The 18,516-nt window shown below is 70.8% G+C and carries 15 protein-coding genes; 6 read left to right on the top strand and 9 right to left on the bottom strand.

What is annotated here, in order from left to right; genetic code table 11:
* The first annotated feature begins 758 nt into the window (after positions 1 to 758).
* Positions 759 to 1,040 carry a hypothetical protein gene (locus tag ABIA33_RS06845; RefSeq protein WP_370078173.1) on the top strand — a complete coding sequence of 94 codons (282 nt, stop codon included), beginning with the start codon at positions 759 to 761 and terminating at the stop codon, positions 1,038 to 1,040.
* A 290-nt stretch (positions 1,041 to 1,330) separates the two neighbouring features.
* Here ABIA33_RS06845 and ABIA33_RS06840 read toward each other — a convergent pair whose 3' ends face one another.
* The 8 genes from ABIA33_RS06840 to ABIA33_RS06805 form a co-directional block, all read right to left on the bottom strand.
* Positions 1,331 to 2,275 carry an NlpC/P60 family protein gene (locus ABIA33_RS06840; protein ID WP_370078171.1) on the bottom strand — a complete coding sequence of 315 codons (945 nt, stop codon included), beginning with the start codon at positions 2,273 to 2,275 and terminating at the stop codon, positions 1,331 to 1,333.
* A gap of 12 nt (positions 2,276 to 2,287) precedes the next feature.
* Positions 2,288 to 3,307, bottom strand: a complete 1,020-nt coding sequence (locus tag ABIA33_RS06835; RefSeq protein ID WP_370078169.1) for a replication-relaxation family protein — start codon at positions 3,305 to 3,307, stop codon at positions 2,288 to 2,290.
* Between the two features lie 34 nt (positions 3,308 to 3,341).
* Positions 3,342 to 5,819, bottom strand: coding sequence for a type IV secretory system conjugative DNA transfer family protein (locus ABIA33_RS06830; protein WP_370078167.1), 2,478 nt, complete (start codon positions 5,817 to 5,819; stop codon positions 3,342 to 3,344).
* Positions 5,804 to 7,630, bottom strand: a complete 1,827-nt coding sequence (locus ABIA33_RS06825) for a VirB4 family type IV secretion system protein (protein ID WP_370078165.1) — start codon at positions 7,628 to 7,630, stop codon at positions 5,804 to 5,806. The genes ABIA33_RS06830 and ABIA33_RS06825 overlap by 16 nt, the downstream gene beginning before the upstream one ends.
* Positions 7,627 to 8,571 (bottom strand): PrgI family protein, encoded by a 945-nt coding sequence (locus ABIA33_RS06820; protein WP_370078163.1) that lies wholly within the window; start codon positions 8,569 to 8,571, stop codon positions 7,627 to 7,629. The genes ABIA33_RS06825 and ABIA33_RS06820 overlap by 4 nt, the downstream gene beginning before the upstream one ends.
* Before the next feature lies 1 nt (position 8,572).
* On the bottom strand, positions 8,573 to 10,468 hold the full coding sequence (locus tag ABIA33_RS06815) for a hypothetical protein (protein WP_370078162.1): 1,896 nt from the start codon (positions 10,466 to 10,468) through the stop codon (positions 8,573 to 8,575).
* Positions 10,465 to 10,836: a pilin gene (locus tag ABIA33_RS06810; RefSeq protein ID WP_370078403.1), complete on the bottom strand. Its 372-nt coding sequence runs from the start codon at positions 10,834 to 10,836 to the stop codon at positions 10,465 to 10,467. The genes ABIA33_RS06815 and ABIA33_RS06810 overlap by 4 nt, the downstream gene beginning before the upstream one ends.
* A 239-nt stretch (positions 10,837 to 11,075) precedes the next feature.
* A complete protein-coding gene (locus tag ABIA33_RS06805; protein ID WP_370078160.1) occupies positions 11,076 to 11,870 on the bottom strand; it encodes a hypothetical protein in 795 nt (264 codons plus the stop codon).
* 393 nt (positions 11,871 to 12,263) lie between these two features.
* Here ABIA33_RS06805 and ABIA33_RS06800 point away from each other — a divergent pair, with 393 nt between their 5' ends.
* A complete protein-coding gene (locus tag ABIA33_RS06800) occupies positions 12,264 to 12,869 on the top strand; it encodes a hypothetical protein (protein ID WP_370078158.1) in 606 nt (201 codons plus the stop codon).
* Positions 12,870 to 13,095: 226 nt separating this feature from the next.
* Here ABIA33_RS06800 and ABIA33_RS06795 read toward each other — a convergent pair whose 3' ends face one another.
* A complete protein-coding gene (locus ABIA33_RS06795; RefSeq protein ID WP_370078156.1) occupies positions 13,096 to 13,935 on the bottom strand; it encodes an IS5 family transposase in 840 nt (279 codons plus the stop codon).
* Between the two features lie 330 nt (positions 13,936 to 14,265).
* Between ABIA33_RS06795 and ABIA33_RS06790 the strand changes: the two genes are divergently transcribed.
* The 4 genes from ABIA33_RS06790 (at position 14,266) to ABIA33_RS06775 (ending at position 18,144) form a co-directional block, all read left to right on the top strand.
* Positions 14,266 to 15,093, top strand: coding sequence for a hypothetical protein (locus ABIA33_RS06790; RefSeq protein ID WP_370078154.1), 828 nt, complete (start codon positions 14,266 to 14,268; stop codon positions 15,091 to 15,093).
* A gap of 56 nt (positions 15,094 to 15,149) precedes the next feature.
* Positions 15,150 to 16,121 carry a TRM11 family methyltransferase gene (locus ABIA33_RS06785; protein ID WP_370078152.1) on the top strand — a complete coding sequence of 324 codons (972 nt, stop codon included), beginning with the start codon at positions 15,150 to 15,152 and terminating at the stop codon, positions 16,119 to 16,121.
* Between the two features lie 579 nt (positions 16,122 to 16,700).
* On the top strand, positions 16,701 to 16,883 hold the full coding sequence (locus ABIA33_RS06780; protein WP_370078150.1) for a helix-turn-helix domain-containing protein: 183 nt from the start codon (positions 16,701 to 16,703) through the stop codon (positions 16,881 to 16,883).
* A 55-nt stretch (positions 16,884 to 16,938) separates the two neighbouring features.
* Complete coding sequence (locus ABIA33_RS06775; protein ID WP_370078148.1) at positions 16,939 to 18,144, top strand: tyrosine-type recombinase/integrase; 1,206 nt, start codon at positions 16,939 to 16,941, stop codon at positions 18,142 to 18,144.
* The last annotated feature ends 372 nt before the right edge of the window (positions 18,145 to 18,516 follow it).

Below are 18,516 nucleotides of genomic sequence, written 5' to 3'. Positions count from 1 at the left end.
TCTCATCGCTGTCAGCAAGACCTGCTCATCATGGGCGACCCGGGAGTGGAGTGGCCGCTGGTGGGACGGTCGGGCGAGTGGACCGGGCGTGGACCGCAGTGATCGGATCGAACCAAAGATCAGCGTATGCATGCAGGCTGAAGCGGGCCCTCGACCAGCATGAACGGTCGGGGGCCGGTCGCCTGGTGTTCGACTGTCGTTGACCGTGATTCCCCGCCGCTTCCCGCCCGATCGGGCACGCCGGGGGCACGAGGGGTCGGAAGCGGTCCGCCACGGTTGCTGTACGTTCCTGCTGTGCGGCAGCACCGGAGGCATAGGGGAGCGTCAGTGCGGATGGGTACACCGCAGGCTCAGGTAGCCCGCTTGGGCGTCACCATCGGTGCCGTGCTGCTGGCTCCACTACTACTTCTGGCAGGCGACCCGCTTGTATACCGCTTCCTCCGTCACGTATCCAGGGAGGGGGGACTGGGGCTCTTTGACAAGGAGCGTAACTGGGTTCACCCCGGGTACTTCGTCGTCATGAACCCCCTTGTTCACCCCGCCTCACCTGGCCCACAGAGAAGCTCTGCGACGCTTACCGGTTCTCGTCATGGCGGGCAACGCATCAGAAGTCGAAGAAGTGATGCGCCGGTTCTCTGACCTGGGACCAAGTCGCCTATCACTCCCTGAGCTGCGGGGGAGCGGTTGGCGCTTGTCGTCATTGAGCACCATTGGCTGGCCTCGCACGGCCCCGCGACGGCCCGAACGGAGTCGCTCCGATGGCCGAGATTCATGCTGCCGCCGCTTTCCGCCTCTCACGCCTGCGCCGCGAAAGGGTGCTGGCGGTGGATGTGACGGCCATGAAGAAGGAGCCACCGAACGTCCAGTGCAGCTGGGCCGTGAGTGATGGGAGGGGCTGGGTCTCGAAGAAGGTGCGCGACGTCAGCAACCCGAGCGAGGCACCCGTCAATGTAACGCCCCACCAGCAAAGCAGGATCGTCCAGCCGCTGCGGGCATTCATCCATCGATTCACCCGCACATCCTCAACGGCCGGTCCTTGAGGAGGCAGGGCCCAGCCGTCGGACGATCATGCGGCTCCGCAGGAACTACGATGTTCCCCGGCTGCCATCCCGTCTGCCGTCGTCCCACACGCCAGCGGAGCGGTTTGCCCCCTGGCGTCCAGGTGGAGCTCGCCGCTGTACGAACGACGTGGCTACTCGACAAGTCCGGTCGCACGCCGAGAATGTGGGGTGGTCGGATAGCGAGCAGTTCTCACCCTCGGGCTGCCCGGCCATCTTCCTACCGTCCCAGGCAACGGACCCTCAGCCTGAGTGGGTGAGGCGCCGAGACCCTACACGTTGGGGCCGGGGCGGATGGGGCGGGTGTAGCCGACGATCGGTTGGCCGGTGGTGATCGGGTCGTACTTCACTGCCTGGCCCGGCTTGGGCGCGTTGATCATCTGGGTGGGTGAGACCGCGATGGCGACGTGGACCACGCTGGTGGGACTCGAACCGTAGAAGACGAGGTCGCCGGGCAGGATGGGGCTGCCGGGTGGGAGGTGTGGTCCGGCGTCGTATTGGGCCTGGGCGGTGCGGGGTAGGCGGATCCTGGCGGCGGCGTAGGCGGACTGGACCAGGGCGGAGCAGTCCCAGGCGACGCCGGGACTTTGTGCGCCCCAGGCGTAGGGGACGCCGAGCTGGCCTCGGGCGTAGGCGATCACGGTTCCGGCGGTACCGCTGACGGCCGGAGGCGCGGCGGCGTACTGGCGCGCGTATGACATGACCGAATTCACGTACACATCCGACGGGTTGTAGTGATGCACGGCTCCGGGGATGTCGTGGCCGTTTCTGGCGCCGTCGGAGCAGAGCAGTCTTGAGGCGGCGTGGACGGCGTCGGTGGCGTCCCAGGGGGTGGGTGGGGATGCGCCGCCGGGTGGGACGGGTTGGTCGTAGGCGGCGAAGGTGGCGGGAAGGAACTGCATCGGACCCAGGGCCCCGGCCGAGGAGACCTGGTCGGAGGCGCGGCCGTGGTCGGTCTCGACCTTGCCGATCCCGGCGAGCACGGTCCACGGTAGGCCGGGGCAGGTGGCGGCTGCCTGCTGGTAGAGGGCGAGCATGGCGGGCGGGATGTCGGCCAGTGCAGTTGGGCTGGGCGAAGCGGAGTCGAGCAGGGACAGTCCGCCGGTGGCCGCGGTCAGGGCCGCGGTGACGGCGGTCACGGCCGCCGCGACGACCAGCGTAAGTGCACTGGCGCAGCCTGCTGTCGCGCCTCCGACGGCGCTGGTGGTCGAGGCCATGGTTTCCGGCTCTCAGCCGCGTCGCAGCAGGCCGGTGAGCGGGTCCTGTACGGGTGGCACGGGGCGGGGTGCGGGCAGGGGGGAAGTGTCGGGGACCAGGGAGTCGGCCGCAGCGGGGCGCCAGTCGGCGTGCCAGGCGTCGGGAAGGTCGATCAGTCGGCTGCGGACGGCCGGCTGGCCGACGGGGAGCCAGACCGCCTCGCAGGGGCGGTGGATGTCGCTGGCGGTGGCGGGTAGGTCGCGGGCGCAAGTGGCGACGGCGACGCGCGGCAGGGCGGGGTGCCCGGCAAGGCGCTGGTGGAAGTTGGCCTCGCGGCGGTGGCTGTGGAGGGTGAACAGCACCAGGGGCCGCTGGCCGGTCATCACGGCGGCCTGGGCGTAGTCGTCGAGCTTGGCGGCGAGCCGGGGCAGGGCCTCGGTGCCGGTGTCGTACTCCAGGAAGAAGGACACGAAGCGGTGACCGGTCGTCAGGCGGCCTTGGCCGTCGGGGCGCACCAGGTCGCCCCAGGACCGGGCGCAGCGCGCCTCGGACCACCACGCGGCGAGTCTGCCGCAGGTCGGGTCGGGCTCGGCGCGGGTGTGGGCGAGCTGGGTGAAGAAGGTGCTGGCCCCGAGGTCGTGGGCCAGGTTGGGGTTGTAGGCGGTGCGGCTGGCGTGTTCGGTGGTCCAGCCGACGGCAGCGGGTGTGGTGGCGTGGCGCACCGCGAGAAGTTGGGCGCCGGTCTGGCCCAGGACATAGGTCTCGGGGGCGGAGCCGACCGGCAGGCGCAGTCGGAAGGAGTCGAGCAGTCCGAGCTGGTGGAGCAGGGCCAGGCGGCGGTTGGCGGTGCGGTGGCCGGTGAAGGCCAGGTCGGTGATCTGGTGGCTGGTCAGGGCGGTGTGTTCAGCCAGCATGTCGAGCAGCCACAGGTCCCGGGCGGTCAGACGGGAGGCGAGCGCCGACAGCGGGGTGCGGCGCCGTCCGCCGCTGGCGGCGGTCCTGGTGGGGCCGCGACGGATGGTGACGGCGGGCGAGGCAGGGCGGTGCGGCACAGCGGTACTCCTTGCGGTGGGCGGTGTGCCTGGATCAGTGCGGGGACGTGTCTGGGTGTGCGTCTTCGCTGGCGTCACCGTCGTTCTCCTCGACTGTGGTGGCGAGCGCGGGCTCGGCGCTGGCCGGGGGGCCGAAGTGGGCGCGGGAGGAGTGGCGGATCTCGGTGGCCCGTCCCGGGATCTTCGGTGGCAAGGGGTTGGTAGTCAGGGTGAAGGCCGGGCTGTCGGCGTGCCCGGTGACCAGGCGGGCGGCGGCCTGGAACGCGCCGAGGTGAGCGAGGTCGTGCGTGCTCAAGTGCGGGGAGGTGTGGCGTTCCAGTTGCCTTGCGTCCTCGGGGGAGGCATTGAAGAAGATCTTGTTGCGGGCGTTGGCGGAGATGCCCTCGCGCAGGTCGGGCGGGAGCTGGGCGAGGTTCTGGTGGGCCAGGGCGAGGGAGAGCCGGTAGCCGCGGGCCTCGGCGAGCATGTCCTCCAGCGGGTAGGGCAACGTGAGGAAGTTGTGGGCCTCGTCCAGGGTCAGTGAGCAGTCCGCGCGGGCGCTCTCGCCTCGGGCCGCGCGGGCGGAGGCGGCCTGCCAGGTCTTGGCGACCACGAAGGAGCCCAGCAGGCGGGAGGTCTCCTCGCCGAGGACGCCCTTGGGGAGTCGGACCAGGGCGATGCCGCCGTCCAGGACGTCGGCGAGGTCGAAGGTGGAGGGTCCGGCGGCGATGGTGTCGGCGACGAAGGTCCGCAGTAGGAACGCGCGGAGCTTGTTCATCAGTGGGCCGGTGGCCGCGGCCCGGGAGGGTTCGGACAGTTGCTCGTACCAGGCCCAGAAGCCGCGCAGGGTGGCGTCTCTGGGGGTGAGTCCGGCAACCGTCAGTCGGCGGTAGAAGGGGTCGGTGAGCAGGTCGGGGATCTTGGCGAGGGTGACCTGGCCGGCGGTGCGTGAGGTCATCAAGGTGAGGCAGGCGGCGCGCATGACGTCGTCGGTCCGCGGTCCCCAGAAGGCGGTGAAGATGCGGCGGAAGATCCCGACGAGGTTGTCGACGACGACGTCGGCCTGTTCGCGTCCGCCCTCCAGGACGTTCAGGCGCGGCGGTGCGCCGTGGTCGCCCGGGTCCAGCACCACGGTGCGGCCCAGGGCGGAGTCGGGCAGCCGGGCGAGGATGTCCAGGACCAGGTCGCCCTTGGGGTCCACGACCAGCACGCCGCGCCCGGCGGCGACATCGGCCAGGACGAGGTTGGCCATCAGGGTCGACTTGCCCGAGCCGGTGGCGCCGACGATGTGCAGGTGGTGGCGGCTGTCAGGCACGGACAGGGCAATCGGGCGGGCAGGGCCGGTGTCGGCGGTGCCGATCGGTTTCGCGAGCGGGCCGGGCAGGGCGATCCGGTTGGGCGGCGGTACCGAGCGGGCTCCGGCGCGTTGGACGCCGGGCGCTCCGGCATCCAGCGGCAGATGGGCGATCGCCGCGAGCTCGGACAGGGAGAGCAGGTCCCCGCGCAGCGGGAAGTGCCGCTCGGCCAGCACCTTCTGCGGGTTGCGCAGGCGCTGGCGGGCGTACCAGTTGCGGGCGGAGAAGACCGCGAACGCCGAGGCGGTCTGGTGGGCCCGGCCCCTGGCCCGCGGGGTCGCGCCTCGCTGGCCGTCCGCGGTGGCTGGGACGGTGGCGGCGTAGCGCACGCAGGTCTCCCACTGCGGCCCTGCCGCTTTCGTCAGGGCTGCGCGTAGTTCGGCGGCCTGCTCGGGGTCGCGCTGGCTGGGAACGGTGCGCTGGGGCTGGTGAGTGAGCAGGTCGAACAGGGCCCCGTGTCGGGTCGGGTTGCCGGCCCCGGCGCGCAGGGCGCGCAGTTTCGCCTTGGCCCGGCGTACGCGTAGGCCGGTGGCGGGTCGGGCCAGGACCTGCACGGTGATGCTCTCGCCTGTTTTGAGGGCGAGGCCGGTTCCGAGCAGGGCGCGCAGCGGGTCTGTGTCGTGCTCGGTGCGGATCGGCAGGATGTCCGGGCGTCCCAGGCGCAGGGTGCCGCCGGTGGTGACCGGGTGCTCCTTGGCCAGTGGGACGGGGCGGAAGGTGGGCCTGGTGTGAGCGCCGGGCCAGGCGGCCTCGACCGCGCGGTGCAGCAGCACGGAGGGCACCGAGGCGGGTGCCCACAGGTGGACCTCGAGTCCGGCGCTGGTGAAGTGGTAGATGAACACCAGGTGGGGCTGCTGGCCCAGCGCCCGCTTCCACCACGGGCGTAGCAGGCCTACGAGATGGGACCACAGCGCCTCGGCTCCGGCCGGGTCGACCACCGGCGGGGCCAGGATCGCCAGCGCGTGCCCGCCGGCGGTCAGTTGCCGTTGGTGGCGGCGGTGTAGCCCGCGTCGGCCCACTGCTGCGGCGGTGGCTGTGGCGGCCAGGGTCGGGGCGAGCCACCAGCCGTCTGTGAGCGCGAACTGACCGGCCAGGGCGGGGAGGTGGGTGAGTGGGGCGTGGGGATTGAGCAGGTAGCGGCCGATGATGCCGCCGTCCCCGCTCAGCGTGCACCCCACACGCCGCCGGTGCCCGTGCCGGGCTCGGAGTCGGTCTCCTGTGGGGCGGGGGCCTGGATCCCCGTCACGCACAATTCGTGCTCGATTTCGGACGCCACGCTTACGAACGCTGCCCTACGTCCTGGGCCTGCGGAAAGGAGTGCCTCGCCCCGCTGCGCGGTCTGCAGGTACGCGGTCTCGCCGGCGGAGAGGTGGAAGGCGTCGGCAACCGCGTCGATGGCTTGCGGGGCCTGGCGCATGAGGATCTGGGTGGCGGCGTTGGCCACCACCGCCCGGCCCAGGTCTGAGCCGAGGAGGTCGGCGGTGTCCTGGGTGACGACCGCCAGCCCGGCTTGGTGCTTGCGGGCGGCCTTGGCCATCCGGTGCAGGAACCGGGCGCCCTCGATCTCGCGCATGAGCAGCCAGGCTTCGTCGATCACTACCAGGCGGCGGCGTGGTTGTTGGCGGCTGGTGACGGTGCGCCAGATCCGGTCCAGTGCCAGGAGGGTTCCGGCGGCTGCCAGTTCGTCGGGCAGGTCCCGCAGCGAGTAGACGGTCAGGTGGCCGCCGGGCACGGTGGTGGTGGGAGCATCGAACAGCTGCTGGTGGGTGCCGGTGGTGAACGGGGCCAGCCGCTCCGCCAGGGCGGTGGCCTCCGGCGTCTCCAGGGCTGACAGTGCCGCCTGGAGATCGGCGAGCAGGGGCGCGGCACGGGTGTGGCTGCGCGGGTCGGCGGTGATCCCCGCCTCGCGGTAGGCGGCGAGGATGGCCCGGTCCAGTAGTGCCGTCTGGGTGCCGGTGAGGTCGTCACCGAGCAGCACGGCGAGGAAGGTGTGCGTGAACAGCGCGCGGACGGTGAGCTCGTCGGGGCCGCCGTGCGGGTTCAGGTCCAGCGGGTTCAGGCGCACTGCGGGGGCGCCGAGGCGGATGACGGCGCCGCCGACGGACTCGGCCAGGCGGGTGTACTCGTCCTCGGGATCGATCACGTGGATCTCCACGCCCTGGTAGAGGGAGCGAAGTACGTCGAGCTTGGTCAGGTAGGACTTGCCGGCGCCGGAGCGGGCCAGGGTGACGGAGTTGTGGTTGTCGCAGCTCCAGCGGTCCCAGAACAGCAGGCCGGAGGCGGCGGTGTTCACCCCGTACAGCACTCCTGAGACCGCGCCCGCGGTGGTGTCGCCGGTGGGCAGGTCGGGGCTTGCGAAGGGGAAGGTCGCGGCGAGGGCGGCGGTGTCGACGGTGCGCTGGTGGGCGAGTTGGTCGGTGCCGAAGGGCAGGCAGCTGGTCCAGCCCTGCAGGGAGCGCCAGGTGGCGTGCTGGACCCGCAGCAGCATCGACTCCGCCAGTGCCCGCACCGCCGAGACCTCGTCCGCGAGATCGCTGCGGCTTTCGGCGTAGACGGTCAGGTACAGGCCGACCCGGAACAGCTTGCCCTCCCCGCGCGCCACTCTCCAGGCCAGTTCGGCGGTGTCGGCCGCGGCGGCCTCGGTCTCGGGGTCCTCCAGGCGGCCGTGCTGGGCGGCGCTTCGGCGCGTGGACTCCAACCGGGCGCGCTGTTTGCGCAGCCGGTCCGAGGCCACCACCGCCGCTACCGGTTCCACGTGCAGCGACACGTCCAGTCGCCCCGGGTAGGACAGCAGCGGGTCCAGCCAGCCGGGTCCGACCTCGGCCGGGTAGCCGGTGATGATCAGCGTGGCGGCAAGCAGGTCCCCGACCGCCAGACAGCGGGGCTCGACCTGCACACTGTCCGGCCCGAGCCCGAGGGCGTGGCTCCCCGGCAGTACGGGGTGCGCCGCTGCGGCCAGGCGGGCGGTGAAGGTTGTGGGGATGTTCATGCCGGGCCTCCGGTGGACTGGGTGACGGGGACGTGGGGGGTGGCCGGGTTGGGACGGACGGGGCTGCCCGGGTCGCAGGCGGACAGCAGCACCGCGTATGTGCCCGCCCGGTCGAGCGGCACGGTGGCGACCTCGCAGGCGGCCAGGAGCGATCCGCTCTCGGCGGCGCGGCGCTGGATCCGCTGGGCGGCGGCCCGGTCCGCGCCGGGTTCGCGGTGCACCAGCAGCACCTGCCGGGTCAGCAGGTCCCGGCCCTGGCCGAGGTCGGCCAGGAAGTCGGCGTGCGCGAATGCGGCGTCCTCCAGCAGCCGGTGCGGCAGCCCGGGCGCCTCCTGGCGCAGCACTGCCACCACCGGGGCGAGATCCAGGCGGTGGGTGCGCACCAGGATCTGCACCGGGGCGGTCAGCGCGTTCAGCCATCGCCCGAACCCGCCGATCAGCATCCGCTGCTCACCGGCCGTGCGCAGGGCGAAGTTCACTGTCCCTGCGGTGCTGATCGAGGCACAGCCCTCGGGGCCCAGGTCCACGGTTGCGTCGGCCGCCAGGCCATAGGCGGGCAGTGGCAGGGCCGCGAGGCCCGCTTCGTTGAGCCGGTACGGCTGTGGGGAGCCCTTGTCTTCACTGATGCCGGTGGGCAGCAGGCGGCCGGGTGTGCGGCGATGCCTCCAGGCGGCCAGCAGCCAGCGGTCCAGGGGAAGCCCGTCGCGGCGCGTCAGCACCGCCGTGACCCCCGCTGCCAGGACGGGGGCTGTGGCGATGACGAACACCAGCGGGCGGACGAAGGGGTGGGTGGCCTGGTAGGCCAGCCACAGCACCGCCACCAGTGCGCCGAGTTCGATGACCTGGCGTGCGGTCAGGTTCGCCAGGACGCGGTCCTCCTGGTCCACGGCCGGGATTTTCACCAGCTCGTGCCACTCGCTCTCGGTTTCGCGACGGCTCATCTCACGGTCTCCTTCCACGACGGTCCGGTGCGGGGCCGTCGTCCAGTGGCGGTCGAAGCGGGGCGGGCCGCGGTAGCGGCGGCGGAAGGGCCGCGCGGGCCGGGCGCAGCGGCGGCGGTGCTGTCGGCCGGCTGCGGGGGTTTGGCGGGGTAGGGCGCAGCGGTGCGCCGCCGGGGTGCGGAGGTCCGGAGCCGGGCTGTGCCGTCCCGCTTCGGCCACCAGGCAGTTGCGGCCGGATCGGCCCAGCAGCGGGCACGTGGTTGGCAGCCCCGCGCGGGCGCGGGCGTCCCCAGACGTACTGGGCGGACGCCGGGCCGCCGGGCCGCTGCGGGGCCGGGCCTCCACCGGGGCCGGGAGGACGAGGCGCGCCCGGCCCGGGCCCCGTTGCGCCCGGCGGCGTCGGGCCGTTCCCCGGAGCGGGGCCGTTGCCCGGCGTCTGAGCGGGGCCCTGTCCGCGGCCGGCGGGCTGGCCCCACTGGTAGTGCGGAACTCCGGGTCCTCCTGCCGGGTTGCCGGGACGCGGACCACCGGGCGGCCGGTTGCCCGGCCCCGGCCCCGGACCACGGCCGCCCGGCCTAGCACCTCCCCGAGGTGGTCGTCCTCCTGCGGCGGCCCTGGCGAACCGGCCCGCTCCCGCGCGCATCCCGGCTCGTCCGGCCAGCTGCGCGCCGAGCGCATAGGGGCCGAGGGGCAGTCCGATCGCGCCCAGTGCCACCTTCTTCAGCAGGTGCATCCCGCCGCCGCGCCCGGCGCCCATGGAGCGGTGCACGGGCTGGGTGACGAGGGTCCTGATCCAGCCGGGGATTTTGATGAGGAGGTAGAAGGTGCAGCAGAGCAGCATCAGGTTGATCATGCTGGTGAAGGTCGGGAGGCCGAACATGTTGTAGTTCGAGGGGTCCAGGACGACTTTGACGCAGACCAGGAAGACGATCGACTGGATGATCTGGGTTGTCAGCACGCCGGTGAAGGCGCGCCACCACATCCGTGCGGCGCCCTCGGTGGCCGGGAAGCCGTGGCAGGCCAGCATCAGCGGGGCGGCGACCACCAGCACGATGACCACGGCGGTGCGCACCAGCAGGGTGACCAGTAGGACCACTCCGGTGCCCAGGACCGCGCCGAGGAACACGAGCATGTACAGCGGGGCGGTGTCGGGGTTGCTGTTGGTCATCAGCCCGACCATGGTCCCGGCCAGGTCCTGGGCGGTGATCCCGTTGCCGAAGATCGCCACGGAGACGGCGTTGGTCAGCGTGATGGCCTGCCGGCACACGAACAGCGACAGGTTGGCCGCGAACATCCCCAGGGCCAGACGCGGGATCAGGTCGCGCGGCGCCCAGCGCTGCTGCACCGTGCCGTGCGACATTGCCAGGATCCCCGTGGCCAGGACGAACAGCCCGTACAGCGAGCAGGCCAGGATCCGCAGGGAGTCCCACAGGTGCGCCACCCGCGGCTGCGCGGTCACCTCCGGGGTGGTCAGCAGGAAGTGCGCGAGCATGTTCATCAGCGGCACGACCAGCGGCTGCAGCAGCGAGGCGAGCAGGGAGGTCATCGCTGCTTTGATCTGCCCGGGGATGTCGAAGATCCCGGTGGCGTTCGGGTCCGGCGGGTTCGCCGGCGGCATCAGCCCGCCGTCTGGTGGCGGAGCGGGCCTGGGCGTCGGGGAAGGTGGCTTGTAGTGCGGGTCCGGCGCGGGCCCCGGCGACGGCGTGGGCACCTTGGGGGCGCCGTCCATCGGATCCGAGGGCAGTGTGGTCCCCGCGCTCGGCGCGAGCCCCGCCCCCGGAGCTGGCTGTGGTGGGGGAGCGGCCAGTGCGCGGCCGCCGGTGACAGCGCCGAACACGAGCACTACCGCAGTCAGCGCCAGTAGCCAGGCCACCTGCCACCGATGACGGGAGGTCATGCCCTGACCAGACTCTTCAGGACCCCGACGATGACCGGCGCGAGGATCGCGAGCATGTAGCCGGTGCAGGCGCTCTTCAGTGCGCCTTTGGCCTTCTCCACCTCGCCCGGCTCACCGCCCGCCATCAGGTAGCGAAGTCCTCCGATGGTCAGGAACATCGTCGCCGTCCCCGCCAGGATCCCCACGATCCAGTTGGTGATGTTGCTGATCGTCTGGTCGATCGACGCCACCGCCAGCACCTGGACGCCACCTGCGGCATGCGCCGTGCCGGGCACGGACAGATCGAGTCCGAGCACGGCAGTGGCCAGGGCGGCGCGGACAGCCAGCGGAGAGAGCTGATGGAACAGGAACGGCGGGCGGCGGGGCATGGGCGGCACGAGGACTCCAGGGAAACCAAGGTTGGCTGACGGAGCGACAGGAAGGGCCCGGGCCGAGCGGCCGGAGCAGGGCGGCGGTCCGTGGGCCCCACCTCCCCTCACGGGTCGGGTGCGGGCACGGTCGGAAAGGGGTGTCAGCGCCTTCCGGCGGATCTGCCGGCTCTGAACCGGACCGACTCCGGTCCGGGCCCTGCCTGTCAGTGACTAAAGCGCCGCTACGGACGCCGACCTCAACGTTCGATCAGGTGCTCGATCTCGGTGAAGGCCAGCCGCCCGGAGGTGATCGCGCTGGTCAGGGCGCGTTCGGCGCGCTGACGGCGCTTGTCCACAGCCTGTGGAGAAACTCCGGCCTGTTCGGCCAGCGTTCGAGTCGAGATCCCGCCCAGCCGGTAGTCGCCCACCAGCGCCGCCTCGCTGGTGCTCAGCACGCCCTGCCGCACCGCCAGGGTCAGCAGCGCGTCGGGGTGGATCGGCTGCCGGGCCGCGGTGTGCGGCTCGCCCAGCATGTCGGTGTGAGCAGCCCGCGCCGCCTCGCCCTTGACATAGGCGCGGGCGGCACGGTCGGCCGCCCACACGATCCGGCTCGCGATCTTCCCCGCCTCGCCAGCGGGGGTGTCCTGTGCCTTCAGCAGGGCCTGCCAGGCGGCTTCGAGGATCACCTGCTGCAGGTCCGCGTTGTGCTCGGGCAGCTCCCGGCACACCCGCCCCGCGATTCGCCGAAGCCCCCAGGCCACCATCCCGACCGCCGCTAGCCGCCACTGCGCTCCCAGCTCGCCGGGCTCACGGGTCAGCTCGATCAGCCGCCCCCACACCGCGGCCCGCTCCGGATAGCCCAGCGAAGGGTGCAGCAGCAGCGACCGCAGCCGCACCACATCGACCGCCTCCGCCGGCAGACCCTCCGCAAGCCCCCCGGTCTCCAGCGCCAGGGGAACCTCCCGCTCGACCAGTCCCCGAAACTCCGCCTCGACCTGCCGCAGCGGCTCCGCCTCGATGTCGCAGACGGACAGCATGTTGATGATGCGCATGGTGGTGCTCCCTTGGAGATCGGACGGCGACCGATCGCCGCCCGATCTCCATGCCGCACCAGCACATCTGGACAAGATCCGCACAGCCTGGGGGAGAGGCCGGGATCAGATCTGGACAGGATCGGGACGCGCACCCCGGGCGCGATCCAGATCCCATCCAGAATCCGGCCCTGACCAGCGCAGACTCGGCCCACGGTCGAGCTTCCGGCTGCCGGCGGTGGGAACCGAGAGAGTTGCGAAGAAAACTCCTGGGCTTCGGACCCATAGTGATGCGGGCGCAGCATCCACCAGTCCGAGGCCTTCGCTGACCGCCTCTATCGGCTTCGATCGGTCATCGGCCGGGCGCGCTGAACACCCCTGCGAAGCTGCGTCGGACCTGGGAGACTGCGCGTCATGGCCTCTGACGACTCCGCCGCCCTGCTCGTGAACCATGTCCGAGCGACGTTGGGAGACGGGCCCTTTCCTGCACCGGGCGGCTGGTCGCACATGGGAGCCGTGATCACTGACTCGGTCCTGCAGCAGCGCTGGAACTATCAGCGCCAAGTCCGGCCACGCGTCGAGGGCCTTCAAAAGCAGTGGCCCGACGCGGCCACGGTCAGCGGCTTCCGCGACCGGATCTCCAAGGAGGGGCTGGAGAAGGTCCTGCGCCTCAAGCCCCAGAAGAACCTGGGTCTGATCAAGGAGCTGACGGACCATCTGGCGCAGGCCGGGGTCGAATCCCGGCAGGACCTCCACCAGTGGCTCGACCAGACGGCCCACCGAGCCAGCCTGCGCACACTCAAGGGCATCGGCCCCAAGACTGTCGACTACTTGGGGTGTCTGGTCGGCCGCGACGACATCGCGATCGACATCCACCTGCGCGCCTTCGCCAAGCAGGCCGGAGTCACCATCAGCGACTACGCCGCGCTGCGGTCGCTCTATGAGCAGACCGCCGACGCTCTCGGCCACCAGCGCAGCGGCCTCGAACATGCCGTCTGGAATCACCAGTCCACGCTGTAACCCGTGGCATCGGCCTCTGTCTTTCAGTAGCGAGACCCTGCCGTGGCGCCGTGGACCGCCGCATGGCACACGGAAGTGGCCGCGACTGACCTGCCTCCAGTCGTTGAGACTGCTCCTGCAGCCCGCGCATCCTGTGCCTTCGGCACCGGCAGGGGCAGCGACAAACCCCCCGACATCAGCGGGCATCTCAGAGGGCGTTTGAAGTGAGTGGATTGCCCTTTATGTCCTAATAGGTTCCTCGCCAGGTTGGTGTGGTCTCGTCCGTTATGCGCTTGGCGAGGTTGTCGATCGAGGCAATGTGGATCATGGCTTCGGAGCTGGCCGGGAGGGTCTCGTAGTCGCGGGCGAGACGCCGACGCAGCATGATCCATCCGAGACTTCGTTCGACTACCCAGCGCCTTTTCACGACGTGAAAGCCGCGGACGTCGGACTTCCTGTGGACCACTTCGACGTCGATTCCGAGGCTGGCTCCGTGCTCGATGACGGCGTTCTTGAAGCCGGTGTCGACCCAGCTCTTCGAGATGCTGGGGTAGGTTTTCTTGGCCTGATTGAGGAGCCGTATTCCTAGGGCGTTCTCGGACAGGCTCGCGGCGGTGACGGTCACGGCGAGGAGGAGTCCGATTGTGTCTGTGAGGACGCCCCGTTTCCGGCCGACAATCTTCTTCGCGGCGTCGGTTCCCTGGCTGTTCAAGGGCACGTTGGTGGAGGTCTTCACGCTCTGGGTGTCGATCACCGAGGCGGTCGGCTCGGGCTTGCGGCCTTCCTTCACCCGTGCCAGTCCGGTTAGGTCGTAGTTGAGTTGGACGAAGATTCCCTCGTCGCGCCAGGCCGAATAGTAGTAGTAGACGGAGGCATGAGTCGGGAAGTCGTGCGGGAGGTACTTCCAGGGGATTCCGGTGCGGTTGACGTAGAGGATCGCGTTGAAGATGTCGCGTAGTTCGACTTTCGCCGGCTGGCCGGTGGGCCTGCGGTCGAGCCGGGCTTTCCGCCAGGCCGTCAGTTTCGGCTCGATCAGGGCCCATCGGGCGTCGGATAGGTCGCTGGGGTACGGCTTCCGCTGGCTCACGGCATGGTTTTGCCATGAGCATGGCGGAATGTGCTGTTCCGCCGCCGGGTGGGCGGTTCTATGACTTCGTCAGACCAGACGGACTTCCGAACACAGAAGCGGATGAGACGGGCACCTACATTGGCGAACAAGGCAGGGACGGAGCTCTCATACCAGGCATGGCATCACGAATGCGGTCACGACTGAAAGCCACTTATAGCAACAGACCTCTCTAAACGCCCACTCATGTGAAATATGGCGAGATTCGGGTGCAAGTGTCTGAACTGCCCGCCCCGAAGGCGTTTTAGTTAATGTCAGCGTCTTCGCGGCGGCCGTCGGGCCCACCCGCTCATGCACCAGCACCCCACCCAGACCCAACTGCCCCTCCCCGCCCAACCGCGGCCCGCCACGGAGGCCGAGCGCCGACAGGCGCGCGCCGAGCGCCGCACCACGGGCTCCGGCCGCCCGACGCCGGTCCCGCTGTCGGTGTGGCTCACCACCCCACCCACCGGCTGCTGTTCGACATGCGAGCAGCCCGAGCACGCCTGCGCCCAGCGGCTCCCGCAAGACCTGGCTGACCAACTGGTCGCCGCCTACTCGCGTCCCGGTGACCTGGTCTACGTCCCCGACGCCGGCAACGCGCAGCTGGTCATCGCAGCCGCCCGGACCGGGCGCAGGGTTCTGGCGTACGCCCACAGCGCCAACCACGCCCGCGTCGCCCAGGAGGCGATGCGCGAACAGGCCACCGAGGTCTCCTCACTGACAGTGCTGCGGCGCAGCGAACCGCGGAACCTGCCCGGGCAGGCGGAGCGCACCCGGCCCCGTGCGGCCCTGGCCGTCCTGGCCCCGCACCTGCCCGCCGACCCGCGCGATCTGGCCGCGCTGGCCGAGGCATGCGCCCGGATGCTCGGCCCGGGCGGGGTGCTGGCGATCTGCTCGCGGCAGAACTCCGGCCTGGACATGGCCGGACACCTGGTCACCTACGGTCAGGCCGCCGGGCTGGTCTACCTCCAACACATCGCCGCCGTCGAGGCGGCCGCCGACGGCGAGCGACTGGTCGCAGTGCAGGGCGAGCCCACCGGTCACGGTCCCGACTGCGCCTGCCAGCACCCCGGCGCCTCCGCCCCGGGCTGGCACCGCCTTGCGCACAGCGACGTGATCATCCTTCGCCGTCCGTGACGGCACACGACTATCCCCGCCAGCGCCCCGCCCGTTCAGCACACTCCGGAGGCACCGTGCCCGCCACCACCCGCCCCAAGCCCGACCCGATCCCGAACCCGGTCCTGGACTGCAGTCAGGACCAGCCGCGGTCCGTCCCGGTCTCGGTATGGACTACCGCGCAACGCAACTCCCTGGGCCAGCGCCGGGGCCGCTACCTGCCCGGCTCGGTTGCCCACCCCGGGAAAATGCTGCCCGCCATCGCGCGCCATGCGATCCGCACCTACACCCAGCCCGGCGACGTGATCCTGGACCCGATGTGCGGCATCGGCACCACCCTGGTCGAGGCCGCCCACTTGGGCCGCCACGGCATCGGCATCGAACTCGAACCCCAGTGGCCGCCGCTGGCGCGCGGCAACCTCCAGCTCGCCCACCGCCAGGGCGCCGAGGGAGCGGGCACCGTCTACCAGGGCGACGCCCGCGACGCGGACCGCATCGTCAACCCCGAACTCCACGGCCACGTCAAGCTCCTACTCACCTCACCCCCGTACGGCGACTCCCTGCACGGCCAGGTCCGCGCCACCCGCGAGACCGGCCAGCCCGGCATCACCAAGTTCCACGGCACCTACGGCAACTCCCACGGCAACCTCGCCCACGCCCCCACCGACGAACTGCTGGCCGCGTTCACCGAGATCCTGCGCGCCTGCCGCCCCCTGCTCGCCGACGACGCCCTCGTCGTGGTCACCGCCCGCCCCTGGCGCGCACACGGCGAACTGGTCGACCTGCCCTCCGCCGTCTTCGCCGCCGGACGCGCCGCCGGCCTGGTCCCCGTCGAGCGCTGCGTGGCGCTGCTCGCCGCAGTCCGCGACGGCGACCTGGTCGCCCGCCCCTCCTTCTTCCAGACCAAGAACGTCCGCAACTCCCGCGCTGCCGGAGTACCGATGTCGGTGATCGCGCATGAGGACGTGCTGGTCATGGCGACGATCCCCTCCTCCGGGCCGGTATCGGCCGAGCATTGGCCCGACGCCGCCACCTGGCGGTCCGTATGAGTACACGCCGCCGCTTGCGCCTCGGGTCGAAGTGCAGCGGCTACGGGGGTCTGGACCTCGCTGTCCAGCGCGTCTTCGACGGAGCCCTCGACATCATTGTCGACAGCGACCCCACCGCCAAGGCCGCGCGCTCCGTCGGCTCTTCCGCGGGCCAGGAACGTTCGGGAGACAGCACCCGCGTCGACTGGGCCACCGAACCCCGGGTCGATCGGCTCACCGTCCCCGTCCTGCCAGCCCCACGCGCTGGCCGACAAGCGGATGGGAAACGATGAGCAGCGCTACTTCGGGCCCCACCTCGCCCCCGCACCCCATCCAAGGGGCGCGGGCAGTCCACCCCCTGCTCGCCCCGGTGCCACCCGGTGGTGGTCCGGTGGCCGCATCTTCTTCTGCCTCCGGCGAACCCGGCGCTATCAACCCGAGCCACCCGTTGACGCGGGCGCGCCGTGAACGCGTCCATGGACGTCCGGCGCAGCCCGTCACGCGGATGACGCCGGAACGAGGCGCCGGTGGGATCGGGCGTCGCACCTCACAAGGGCGGGAGGAGAAGGTCACCGGGAGCAGTCTCGGGACGGTATCCGCATGACGCGCGGCGGCAGCAACCAGCTGCTGACGCCCGAGGAGGTGGCCAAGTGGCTGAAGGTCAGCGCCTCCACAGTCAGGAACCGGTACCAGGCCTGGGGGCTCAAGCCCCAGCGGGTCGGCCGGCTCCTGCGCTTCCGCGAGCGCGACATCGAGGCCTACCTGGACCGCAACCACGGATGAGACCGCGCACCGATCCCACCGGCGAACGAGCGCACGACGTAAGACGGGAGACAGCATGGCCACGGTCTACCAGCGGTGCAAGTCCGACAAGCGCAGCCGCTTCTACCTGTGCGAGACGCCGCGCTGCGGCCACGAGTGGACGGTCCGGTACCGCCCGGCCGGGCGCACCGGTGGCCAGCGCGAGGAGACGTTCGCGAAGAAGGGCCTCGCGGACCAGTTCGCCGCGAAGATCGAACACGACAAGGACCTGGGCGCGTTGCTCGACCCCAAGCGCGGACAGATCACCATCCGGGCCTATACCGCCGACTGGCTCGAGCGCCAGGTCGTCGCTGAGAGCACCCGCCGCAACTACGAGGGCTTCATCCGCCTGCACCTTCTACCCCACCTCGGTGACAAGCAGCTCGCCACAGTGAAGCGCAAAGACATCGAGACCTTCGTCGCAGCCCTGAATTCGAAGCTCGCCCCGAGCACGATCAACGACCGCATGAAGATGGTCAAGCACCTGTTCGCCACGGCGGTGGAGGAGAAGCGCATCGCCGACGACCCGTCCGGGGGCGTCAAAACTCCTCGCATCCCCGCCAGGGCAGTCGACGAGGACGAGATCCCGACCCTCGACGAGGTCGACCTGATCGCCAAGCAAATCGCACCGCACTACCGGGCGACGGTCTACCTCCAGGCGGGAGCGGGGCTGCGCATCAGCGAGACCCTGGCCTTCGCCACCGAGTGCCGCCGCCACGACTTCATCCGGGTGCGCTGGCAGATCAGCTCCAAGGCGAACCGCACCGACTGCCGGACCCGCTTCGTCGCCCTCAAGCACCGCGCGACCGGGGAGTACCGCGACATCCCCATGCCGCCCTTCCTCGCCGACGAGATCGACGCCCACCTCGATGAATGGGGAACCAGGTCGGCGAGCGGCATGGACGTACTCTTCGCGCCACGCGAACGCGGCAAGGGGACCATGCCCACCGCCACAACCTACGGCTACCACTTCAGCAGGGCACTCAAAGCCGCTGGCATCGTCAAGGCAGACGGGACGCCGAAGTACACCCCACACTGCCTGCGCCACTTCTTCGCCTCCACCGCCCTCGCCAACGGCATCCCCATCCACGAGGTCTCCCGCTGGCTCGGCCACAAATCCATCAAGACCACCGTCGACACCTACGGACACCTGGTCCCCGGCGCCTGGGGCCGATGCCGCACGATCATGCAGAACGCCTTGCGCCCCGGCGCCCCCGCGGCGCACCCGGACACACCTCGGTGACGCACCGGGACCGAAACCGACGACCGCTGTCGCCGCTGCTAGCGAACGGCGTGGCCCGAGCCGCCAAGCAGCACATCGCCTCTGGCGGCGCGCGGCTACGCCCGGTCGCCACCAACACGGCGGCGGTGGCTGGCAACCCGGGGTTCACTGTGCGGGCGAAGAAGGGCGCATTCACCCACAGCGCGGGCCGGCAGGCCGACTCCGTCCCCGTACGGTGCAATGTGCTCCGGCGCCCCGACGGTTCGGGCAACCCCTTGCTGTCGCATGTCGCCCCGGCGGCGGGTGCGAGCGCGGCGAGCACTACTCTGAGATGGCCCGTTCGACGGTGTCTCACCGTCCCAATCGGGGCAACCATCATCTGACTCCGCCCAT

This window comes from Streptacidiphilus sp. MAP12-16, assembly GCF_041262165.1.
Classification (GTDB): domain Bacteria; phylum Actinomycetota; class Actinomycetes; order Streptomycetales; family Streptomycetaceae; genus Streptacidiphilus.
The sequence above is the reverse complement of the archived record's forward strand: the minus strand, read 5'-3'. Positions and strand labels throughout refer to the sequence as shown.